The organism is Halomonas sp. (assembly GCF_041689495.1).
In the GTDB taxonomy this organism is placed as follows: Bacteria; Pseudomonadota; Gammaproteobacteria; order Pseudomonadales; family Halomonadaceae; genus Halomonas.
Window position 1 is genome coordinate 1 of sequence record NZ_JBDNGD010000218.1, and the last position, 9,723, is coordinate 9,723.

The 9,723-nt window shown below is 63.3% G+C and carries 10 protein-coding genes and 1 other RNA gene; 5 read left to right on the plus strand and 6 right to left on the minus strand.

Features of this window, described 5'->3' with window-relative positions; genetic code table 11:
• A partial coding sequence (locus tag ACESMD_RS07795; RefSeq protein WP_372611936.1) for a CorA family divalent cation transporter occupies nucleotides 1-559 on the plus strand: 559 nt, incomplete at its 5' end.
• 137 nt (nucleotides 560-696) lie between these two features.
• Here ACESMD_RS07795 and dnaJ read toward each other — a convergent pair.
• The 3 genes from dnaJ to grpE all read right to left on the minus strand — a co-directional run bounded on the left by dnaJ (nucleotide 697) and on the right by grpE (nucleotide 4,676).
• Nucleotides 697-1,845, minus strand: coding sequence for a molecular chaperone DnaJ (dnaJ, locus tag ACESMD_RS07800; protein ID WP_372611938.1), 1,149 nt, complete (start codon nucleotides 1,843-1,845; stop codon nucleotides 697-699).
• Nucleotides 1,846-1,937: 92 nt separating this feature from the next.
• Nucleotides 1,938-3,869, minus strand: coding sequence for a molecular chaperone DnaK (gene dnaK, locus ACESMD_RS07805; RefSeq protein WP_372611940.1), 1,932 nt, complete (start codon nucleotides 3,867-3,869; stop codon nucleotides 1,938-1,940).
• 135 nt (nucleotides 3,870-4,004) lie between these two features.
• On the minus strand, nucleotides 4,005-4,676 hold the full coding sequence (grpE, locus tag ACESMD_RS07810) for a nucleotide exchange factor GrpE (protein WP_372611942.1): 672 nt from the start codon (nucleotides 4,674-4,676) through the stop codon (nucleotides 4,005-4,007).
• Nucleotides 4,677-4,906: 230 nt separating this feature from the next.
• Between grpE and recN the strand changes: the two genes are divergently transcribed.
• Nucleotides 4,907-6,580, plus strand: a complete 1,674-nt coding sequence (gene recN, locus ACESMD_RS07815) for a DNA repair protein RecN (protein ID WP_372611944.1) — start codon at nucleotides 4,907-4,909, stop codon at nucleotides 6,578-6,580.
• Nucleotides 6,581-6,714: 134 nt separating this feature from the next.
• Here recN and fur read toward each other — a convergent pair whose 3' ends face one another.
• Entirely contained in the window at nucleotides 6,715-7,161 is a 447-nt protein-coding gene (gene fur, locus ACESMD_RS07820; protein ID WP_372611946.1) for a ferric iron uptake transcriptional regulator, read from the minus strand.
• Between the two features lie 72 nt (nucleotides 7,162-7,233).
• On the opposite strand from fur, the gene ACESMD_RS07825 reads away from it, so the two are divergent.
• Nucleotides 7,234-7,710 carry an outer membrane protein assembly factor BamE gene (locus tag ACESMD_RS07825; protein ID WP_372611948.1) on the plus strand — a complete coding sequence of 159 codons (477 nt, stop codon included), beginning with the start codon at nucleotides 7,234-7,236 and terminating at the stop codon, nucleotides 7,708-7,710.
• 58 nt (nucleotides 7,711-7,768) lie between these two features.
• On the opposite strand, the gene ACESMD_RS07830 is transcribed toward ACESMD_RS07825, so the two are convergent.
• Both ACESMD_RS07830 and ACESMD_RS07835 read right to left on the minus strand, forming a co-directional pair.
• Nucleotides 7,769-8,080, minus strand: coding sequence for an RnfH family protein (locus ACESMD_RS07830; protein ID WP_372611950.1), 312 nt, complete (start codon nucleotides 8,078-8,080; stop codon nucleotides 7,769-7,771).
• A complete protein-coding gene (locus ACESMD_RS07835; protein WP_372611952.1) occupies nucleotides 8,070-8,504 on the minus strand; it encodes a type II toxin-antitoxin system RatA family toxin in 435 nt (144 codons plus the stop codon). The genes ACESMD_RS07830 and ACESMD_RS07835 overlap by 11 nt, the downstream gene beginning before the upstream one ends.
• Before the next feature lie 127 nt (nucleotides 8,505-8,631).
• Here ACESMD_RS07835 and smpB point away from each other — a divergent pair, with 127 nt between their 5' ends.
• On the plus strand, nucleotides 8,632-9,123 hold the full coding sequence (gene smpB, locus ACESMD_RS07840) for an SsrA-binding protein SmpB (protein ID WP_372611954.1): 492 nt from the start codon (nucleotides 8,632-8,634) through the stop codon (nucleotides 9,121-9,123).
• 40 nt (nucleotides 9,124-9,163) lie between these two features.
• Nucleotides 9,164-9,543, plus strand: a transfer-messenger RNA (tmRNA) gene (gene ssrA, locus ACESMD_RS07845).
• Nucleotides 9,544-9,723: the final 180 nt, after the last annotated feature.

Sequence of the window (9,723 nt, forward strand, 5' to 3'; positions counted from 1 at the left end):
CTTCGTGCTCTATGCCTTGATGGACACCATCGTCGACCGCTACTTCCCGGTCATCGAATCGCTGCAGGCCGAGCTCGAGAGCATCGAGGACGAGATCTTCGTCAGGGGCTCGGCCCGCCGTAGCCTGGAGCGGCTCTACAAGCTCAAGCGCCAGACCATGAAGCTCAAGCATGCCGCCATGCCCCTGGGCGAGGCCGCGGCGCATCTGTTCGGCGGCCGGGTACCGGCGCTGTGCCGCAAGACACGGGAATACTTCCGTGATGTCTACGACCACCTGAACCGCATCGAATCGGCGGTGGATACCATCCGCGAGATGACCATCACCGCCATCCAGGTCAACCTCTCGATGGTGGCCATCGACGAGGGAGAGGTCCACAAGCGGTTGGCGGCCTGGGCAGCCATCTTCGCAGTGGCCACGATCCTGGCCGGCATCTGGGGCATGAATTTCACCCACATGCCGGAGCTGGACTCGCGACTCGGCTACCCCCTCGCCCTGCTGGTGATGGGAAGTGCCTGCGGCCTGCTATACCACCGATTCCGTCGCGCCGGTTGGCTGTAGCGAGGGCCTTCGGTCTGCACGCCAGTACATGAGCGATATAGGATAAAAACTCGCCTGAGCCCCAGACAGCACAGAGCCCCGACTCCCTTTTGGGGGCCGGGACTCTGTGCGTTCCTGGCAGAATGCCTGACTCAGGGTCAGGGCTTCATGTCCTCGAAGAACTTCTTCACGCCGTCGAAGAAGCTCGACTTCTTCGGCGAGTGGTAGTGGCTGTTCTTGCCACCCAGGCTCTCCTGGAAGTTGCGCAGCAGTTCCTTCTGATGCTCGTCGAGCTTGAGCGGGGTCTCGACGACGACCTTGCACAGCAGGTCGCCCGGAGGGCCGCCGCGCACCGGCTTGACGCCCTTGCCGCGCAGGCGGAAGAGCTTGCCGGTCTGGGTCTCTGGCGGGATCTTCAGCTTGACCCGGCCGCCCAAGGTCGGAACTTCCAGCTCGCCACCCAGGGCCGCATCGACGAAGTTGATCGGCACGTCGCACTGCAGGTGACGGCCGTCGCGCTGGAAGATGTGGTGCGACTTGATCGCCGCCTGGACGTAGAGATCGCCCGGCGGGCCGCCGTTGATGCCAGCTTCGCCCTCGCCGTTGAGGCGGATGCGATCGCCGGTATCCACCCCGGCGGGTATCTTCACCGAGAGGGTACGTGTCTCGCGTACCCGGCCTTCGCCGTTGCACTTGTGGCAAGGCACCTTGATGTGCTGACCGCTGCCGTGACAGGTCGGGCAGGTCTGCTGCACGGCGAAGAAGCCCTGCTGCATGCGCACCTGACCCACGCCGTTACAGGTCGGGCAGGTGTCCTTGCTGGAGCCAGGTTCGGCGCCACCTCCATCACACCGCTCGCATTCGATATGACGCGGCACGCGAATGTCCACGGTGGTGCCGGCCACGGCATTCTCGAGGTCGAGCTCGAGATTGTAGCGCAGGTCGGAGCCACGGGCCGGGGCATTCGGATGGCGACGTCCGCCGCCACCACCGAAGATATCGCCGAACACATCGCCAAAGATATCGCTGAAGCCTCCGGCACCGGCGCCTCCTCCGAAACCGCCGCCGCCACCGGCCTGGCCGTCCACGCCCGCATGGCCGAACTGGTCATAGGCGGCACGCTTCTCGCTGTCACTGAGGATTTCGTAGGCCTCGGAGATCTCGCGAAACTTCTCTGCCGACGTGTCGTCGTCGGGATTGCGGTCCGGGTGAAATTTCTGGGCCAGGCGCCGATAGGCCTTCTTGATGTCCTTCTGGTCGGCCCCGCGCTCCAGGCCCAGCACCTCATAGTAATCACGTTTGGACATGGGTCCGTCCGCCTCCGTCGCGGTACCGCGGAAACACCAACGCGGGAGTCAGGCCCCCGCGCTGGCGTCATCCGTGGTTCAGATGTCGTGCTTTACTGCTTCTTCTGGTCGTCGTTGACTTCTTCATACTCGGCGTCGACCACGTCATCTTCCTGCTTGGCGCCAGCCTCATCGCCACCACCCTCGGACTGCTGGGCGGCATCGGCCTGGGCCGCATACATCTTCTGGGCCAGGTTACCGGAGGCTTCGGTCAGCTTGTCCAGCTTGGCCTGGATGTCGTCCTTGTCGTCGCCCTTGATCGCTTCCTCGAGCTCGGAGATGGCCGTCTCGATGGCCTGCTTTTCCTCCTCGCCCGCATGCTCGCCGGCTTCCTCGAGGGTCTTGCGCGAGGCGTGGACCATGCCGTCGGCCTGGTTACGCAGCTGTACCAGCTCCTCGAACTTCTTGTCCTCGTCGGCGTGGGCCTCGGCGTCCTGGACCATCTGCTCGATCTCGTCCTCGGAGAGACCGCTGGAGGCCTTGATGACGATCGACTGCTCCTTGCCGGTCGCCTTGTCCTTGGCAGAAACGTTGAGGATGCCGTTGGCGTCGAGATCGAAGGCGACCTCGATCTGCGGCACGCCGCGCGGTGCAGGCGGAATGTCGGCCAGGTCGAAGCGGCCCAGCGACTTGTTACCGCTTGACTGCTTGCGCTCGCCTTGCTGGACGTGAATGGTCACGGCCGTCTGGTTGTCATCCGCGGTCGAGAAGGTCTGGGTCTTCTTGGTCGGGATGGTGGTGTTCTTCTCGATCAGCGGCGTCATCACGCCGCCGAGGGTCTCGATACCCAGCGTCAGCGGGGTCACGTCGAGCAGCAGCACGTCCTTGACGTCACCGCCCAGCACGCCGCCCTGAATGGCAGCACCCACGGCCACGGCCTCGTCCGGGTTGACGTCCTTGCGCGCTTCCTTGCCGAAGAAGTCGGCCACGCTCTTCTGCACCATGGGCATGCGGGTCTGCCCACCGACCAGGATCACGTCGTCGATCTCGGACGCTGACAGACCGGCGTCAGCCAGTGCGGTCTTGCACGGTCCCATGCAGCGCTTGACCAGCTCCTCCACCAGCGACTCCAGCTTGGCCCGGGTCACCTTGACGTTCAGGTGCTTGGGCCCGGTGTTGTCGGCGGTGACGTAGGGCAGATTGACGTCGGTCTGCTGGGCGCTGGACAGCTCGATCTTGGCCTTCTCGGCGGCTTCCTTGAGGCGTTGCATGGCCAGGTTGTCGCCGGACAGGTCAATGCCGCTGTCTGACTTGAACTGGTCGACCAGGTAGTTGATCAGCTTGAGGTCGAAGTCCTCACCACCCAGGAAGGTGTCACCGTTGGTCGCCAGGACCTCGAACTGGGTCTCGCCGTCGACATCGGCCACCTCGATGATGGAGATGTCGAAGGTGCCGCCGCCCAGGTCATAGACCGCGATGGTCTTGTCACCACGCGCCTTGTCCATGCCATAGGCCAGGGCGGCCGCGGTCGGCTCGTTGATGATCCGCTTGACCTCGAGACCGGCGATGCGACCCGCGTCCTTGGTGGCCTGACGCTGGCTGTCATTGAAGTAGGCCGGCACGGTGATGACCGCCTCGGTGACTTCCTCACCCAGGTAGTCTTCCGCGGTCTTCTTCATCTTCTTCAGCACTTCGGCGCTGATCTGCGGCGGTGCCAGCTTCTTGCCCTTCACCTCGACCCAGGCATCGCCGTTGTCGGCCTCGGAGATGCCGTAGGGCACCATCTTGATGTCCTTCTGGACGACATCATCCTTGAAGCGACGGCCGATCAGGCGCTTGATCGCGTACAGGGTGTTCTCGGGGTTGGTGACCGCCTGGCGCTTGGCCGCCTGGCCTACCAGGATCTCGCCGTCATCGGTATAGGCGATGATGGACGGCGTGGTACGCGCGCCCTCGGCGTTCTCGATGACCTTGGCGCTGTCGCCATCCAGCACGGCGACACAGGAATTCGTGGTCCCCAGGTCAATACCAATAATGCGTCCCATAGGAGCTCCTCAAAAATCGTTGCAGCATGTCTGAAAATCGTGTTCTACGGCGTATGCCGCGGAGTTGACATCTATCTGGGGGCCGTCGGACGCTTTTCAAGACCCGCGACCCGCATTTGTCCACCCCCCCCCCCATCAGCTGGCGGCCTGGCTGACCACCACCATGGCCGGACGCACCAGGCGACCGTTGAGCAGGTAGCCCCTCTGCATGATTTCCATCACCGAATTGGGCTCCATCTCGGGATTGGGTACCATGGCCATGGCCTCGTGGTACTGGGGATCGAAGGGTTCGCCGTGAGGCTCGACCATCTCGACGCCGAATTTTTCCAGGACGTCGAGTTGCATCTTGAGGGTCATGGAGACGCCCTCGCGATGGGTTTCGCTGGCGCCATCCTGCATGGCCTCCAGGGCCTTCTCCAGGCTGTCCACCACCGGCAGCAGCTCCTTCACGAACTTCTCCAGGGCGAACTTGCGGGCCTTCTCTGCGTCCAGCTCGGCGCGACGGCGCACGTTCTGGGCCTCGGCGGCAGCACGCAGCTGCTGGTCCTTGGCATCGACCACGGTCTGCTCGAGTTCCTCGACCCGGGCGGTCAGCGCCAGGACCTCAGGGTCCTGCTCGGTCTCGACCGGGGGTTCCTCGGGGCTCTCGAGGTCGACATCGGCGGCCTGATCGGCGCCTTCCACGGCTTCTTCCAGATCACCTTCTTCGAGCTCACCCTCCAGGGCCGCGGGATCGGCCTGAGGGTCGGCGTCCTGTTCCCGACGGGCCAGTTCCTCGTCCAGCTGGGTCTGCGGCTCTTTAGCCATACGAATCTCCTGAATCTCGTTGGGCAACGTAAGCGTTGCCAGAAAGCCATGCCTTTATGTTTGGATACGCCTTGGCAGGTATATGGGGCTGGCTTCGTCGATCTCAAGCCATGAGGGTCACGCTCAACGCAAGAGGCATTGTCGACCGGAATGGGCTACTGTATAAAAAGACAATACATGTACGGATAGCCAGTTCGCCTGGCATCCTCCACCAGAACCCTGGAGGCAGCATGCTGACAGAACTGGCCATTGGCGATTTCGCCATCGTCGACCATCTCGAACTGGAACTTGCCGGCGGCATGACGGCCATTACCGGTGAGACCGGTGCCGGCAAGTCGATCCTGCTCGGCGCCCTGGGGCTGTGTCTTGGCGAGCGTGCCGATACCGGCAGCGTACGCCACGAAAGCGAACGGGCTGACCTCAGCGCCCGCTTCGATATCAGGGCACTACCCGAAGCCCGCGCCTGGCTGGAGGCCCGCGAGCTTTCCGCCTACGATTGCCTGTTGCGCCGCGTGGTCACCGCCAGCGGGCGTTCCAAGGCCTGGATCAACGGCCAGCCGGCCACGGTTTCTGACCTCAAGGCCCTCGGCGAACACCTGATCGAGATCCATGGCCAGCACGCCCACCAGGCACTGCTGCGCGAGGAGACTCACCTGCGCCTGCTCGATGAGTTTGCCGGCCACAAGGAAGATGTCATCGCCCTGGGCGAGACCTTTCGCCGCTGGCAGGAGGCCCGGCGGCGCCTGAAGCGTCTGGCCGAGGATGGCGACGAGGCTCAGGCCCGGCGCCAGTTGCTGTGCTATCAGGTCGAGGAGCTCGACCAGCTGGCCCTGGCCGAGGGTGAATTGAAGGCACTGGAGAACGAACAGGAAGAATTGGCCCACGCAGAGGAGCGCCTGAGAGAGGCGCAGTTCGCCGCCGACTGCTGCGACCACGACGAGGGTGGTGCCGTCTCGCTGCTGACCCGGGCGATCAACCACCTCACGGCATTGCCCGGCAACGACCGCGGCAGCCTGGCCGACGCGCTGGGGATGCTCGGCGAGGCGCGCATCCAGGTCGAGGAGGCCGCCCGAGAGCTCAACCACTTCGCCGGCAGCACCGAACTCGACCCGGAGCGGCTCGCCTGGGTGGAGCAGCGAATGACAGAGGTCCACCGCATCGCCCGCAAGCACCACCTGATGCCGGAAGAGGTGACCGTCCTGCATGGCCAACTCCAGGCCGAGCTCGAGGCCCTAGAAGGGGGCGATGGCGACATCGAGACCCTCTCCGCCGAAGTGGAAGCGATTCGTGATACTTGGCGAGACCAGGCGCGCAAGGTGGGAGAGACGCGTCGCAAGGCCGCCGTGCGTTTCGCCAAGTCCGTCCAGAAGCAGCTGGCCTTCCTGGCCATGGACAAGGCCCGCTTCGACGTGGAGGTCGAGGAACGCCCCTCGCCATCCATGGACGGACTCCAGACGGTTCGCTTCCTGATCAGCGCCAACCCCGGCCAGCCCCCACGCCCCCTGACCAAGGTGGCCTCCGGTGGCGAATTGTCGCGAATCAGCCTGGCCATCCAGGTGGTAGCGGCTCAGCACTCGACCATTCCCTGCCTGGTCTTCGACGAGGTGGACGTGGGCGTCTCCGGCGCCACCGCGGAGATCGTCGGCCAGTTGCTGCGCCGTCTCGGCGATCAGGGCCAGGTCCTGACGGTGACCCACCTGCCCCAGGTGGCCGCCCAGGCCCATCATCACCTGCACATCGAGAAGCAGGCCAAGCGAGACAGTACCCAGACGCGCATGGCCATGCTCGACGAGGCCGGCCGGGTCGGGGAACTGGCCCGCATGCTCGGCGGCGTCAACCTCTCCGACCGCACCCTGGCCCATGCGAGGGAAATGCTGGATGCCAGCCAAGGGCCCCACCACTGAGCCGCCTCGCCACCCGGCAAGGAGCAATGGGGAACAGGGGCGATGGGTAACAGGGGCAATGGGGAATGGAAAAAGCAGCGGCCCCGATCCGTGGGAATCGGGGCCGCTTGGTGGCTCGCGTCTCGAGAAGGCCGTTACTTCCTCTGGATACCTTCCTGGCGCGTCGCCTTGGAGCCTGCCGGACGCACATAGAGCACCAATGCATGGTCGACCAGCTCGAAACCGTGTTCTTCGGCGATTTCCTTCTGGCGACGTTCGATGGTCTCGTCGAAGAATTCGATGATCTGGCCGCTGTCCAGGCAGACCATGTGATCGTGATGCTCGTCCTGAGAGAGCTCGAAGAGGGCATGCCCGCCGTCGAAATTGTGTCGAATCACCAGTCCTGCGGTCTCGAACTGGGTCAGCACACGATAAACCGTCGCCAGCCCCACATCCTCACCGGCCTCGAGCAGTGCCTTGTAGACATCCTCGGCGCTGAGGTGGTGCTGACCCGGGGCATTTTCCAGGATCTGCAGTATCTTCAAGCGCGGCAGGGTCACCTTCAGACCAGCCTTGCGCAATTCATGGTTCTGGTCGGCCATGGTCGCTCTTCGCAGTATCGGGTAGGGTCGGGTATAATCGACCGAATCCACGATAGTGAAGAACAGGCGCAAATGCAAAAGCTAACCGGAATCATCACCCTAACCGCGGCCCTGGTGCTCAGCAGTGGCTGCAGCTACTTCGGGGTCTACAAGCGCGATCTCCCTCAGGGCAACCTGGTCACCGCCGGCATGGTCGAGCGACTCCAGCCCGGCATGAGCCGTAACCAGGTCGTCAATGTGATGGGCACCCCGCTCCTCGAGGCGCCCTTCGACGCCAACCAGTGGGACTATGTCTTCCGTCTCGACGAGGCCTACGGGGGCATCGAACAGCATCGAATCACCCTGACCTTCGACGGCGACCGCCTGGTCAACGTGGACCGGCAAGGCGTGTTCGACAGCGACATCAAGCTGCGCGGGGCGGATGGCCTTGGCCCCGATGTGGAAGGTAGCGACCCGCTGGACGCCATGCCCGGTCGGGAACCCGAGTTCGAGAGAGGCGGCACCCTTCCCCGAGGTGGCGAAACCGCCAGCCAACCCCTCGACCTCTAGCGGAAAGACGACAGGCTCTCTGCCGGCTGACACTCCCGCAGCCCATCCGGGCAGGGGATCAGCCCGGCTTGCGGACTGCGCGCTCGGCCCGTGCCGTCTTAGGATCGATCTGGAGGGGGCGATAGATCTCGATGCGATCGCCCTCACTAAGCACCTGATGATCCGGGTCGCTCAGGTGCTTGCCGAAGATGCCAAGATCTGTCTCGAGGGAGGTATCGGGCGGCAGCTCCGGGAAGCATGGCTCACGCATCGCCAGGTCCACCGCCTGTCGAGCCGAGGTCCCCGCCGGCACCTCTAGGCCGATGATCCATTGGCGTTCGGGGAGCGCGAAGGCCACCTCGATATGGAGCATCGAGGCTTCAGCAACCATAGACATCATCCGCTCGGCGGCTGAAGGCATTGACCAGCTGACCCGCGACCTGCTGGAAGAGCCGGCCGAAGGCCATGCCCAGCAGCCGGTTGGCGAACTCGAATTCCATTTCCAAGCTCACCTTGCAGGCATCCTCGCCGACGGACGTGAACTGCCAACGACCACGCAGGCGCTTGAAGGGTCCACTGACCAGGGACAATTCAATCCGCTCCGGTTCGTAGAGATCATTGCGGGTGGTGAAACTCTGCTCGATGCCTGCCCGGCCCAGGGTCATCTCCCCGACCAGATGTTCAGAATCATGTTCGATGAGCCGCGCATGGCGACAGCCCGGCAGAAATTCCGGATAGCGCTCGAAGTCGTTGACCAGATCGAACATTTCCCGGGGAGTGTGCCGCACCATGGCGGAACGATTGACCGTCGGCATTGCGCTCTCCGCTGACTTCACAGTGTCCAGGGCGTATGATAAGCGCCTGTTTCACGCCTTGAATGGTACCACGCTTCCCCCCATATCGAAGCAGGGCAGCAACGGGCAGATCACGATACGAGGTTACATGGCCAACAAGAAAGGCAAGGGCAAGGGGCCCGGCAGCAACGTCATCGCCTTGAACAAGAAGGCGCGCTTCGAATACCACATCGACGAAAGCTTCGAAGCCGGGCTAGTGCTGGCCGGCTGGGAAGTGAAGAGCATGCGCGCCGGCAAGGCACAGCTGACCGACACTTATATCCTGGTCAAGAATGGCGAGGCCTGGCTGCTCGGCAGCCACATCATGCCGCTCAACACGGCCAGCACCCACGAGGTCGCCGACCCCACGCGCACCCGCAAGTTGCTCCTGCATCACAAGGAGATCGCCCGGATCTTCTCGCGCACCCAGGAGAAGGGACATACCTGCGTGCCGCTCAAGCTCTACTGGAAGCACAACCGGGTGAAATGCGAACTGGCCCTGGTGACCGGCAAGAAGCTGCATGACAAGCGCGCCACCGAGAAGGACCGCGACTGGCAGCGCCAGAAAGGCCGCATCATGCGTGAACAAAACAAGGCCTGAGGTGTCACAGGATCGCGCAGTCTGATAGACTGCGCGTTACGGGGGCGACACGGTTTCGACGCCGGTGACAATCCCTGCGGTGCATGCCGAGAGCGTGATGTATCTCGTAAATACAACATCACGAACTAATAGTCGCAAACGACGACAACTACGCTCAGGGCGCGCTGGCAGCCTAACAGCTGTTAGCTTCTAGCCCGGCCCCAAAGTGATGTGCCCATTCATCACGGCGGGGATACGAGCGACGATTGATGGGATCGCGACTGACGGCGTCTTCACGTCAGTTGTTAAAACTCTGAAGAATCGCGGGGCCGGATCCTGCTCGTCGGAGCCAGTCGCGTTAAATCAAAAGACGAATCTAAGCATGTAGAGCCAAGGGGCGAGTGCCGGCGGACGCGGGTTCAATTCCCGCCGCCTCCACCAATCAAGTCGAAGAATCAAGCGCCTACGGGCGCTTTTTTCTTTGCGGGGTGGGCGGTTTGCTCCTCCACCCCCCACATCTTGTGGTCACCAGTCGTAGCCATGGATCACTTGCGCTTCCGTCACAGGCCCGGTGACAACGGTTTGTTCGAGCAGCCGACGGAATACGAGGCCACGGCTGGC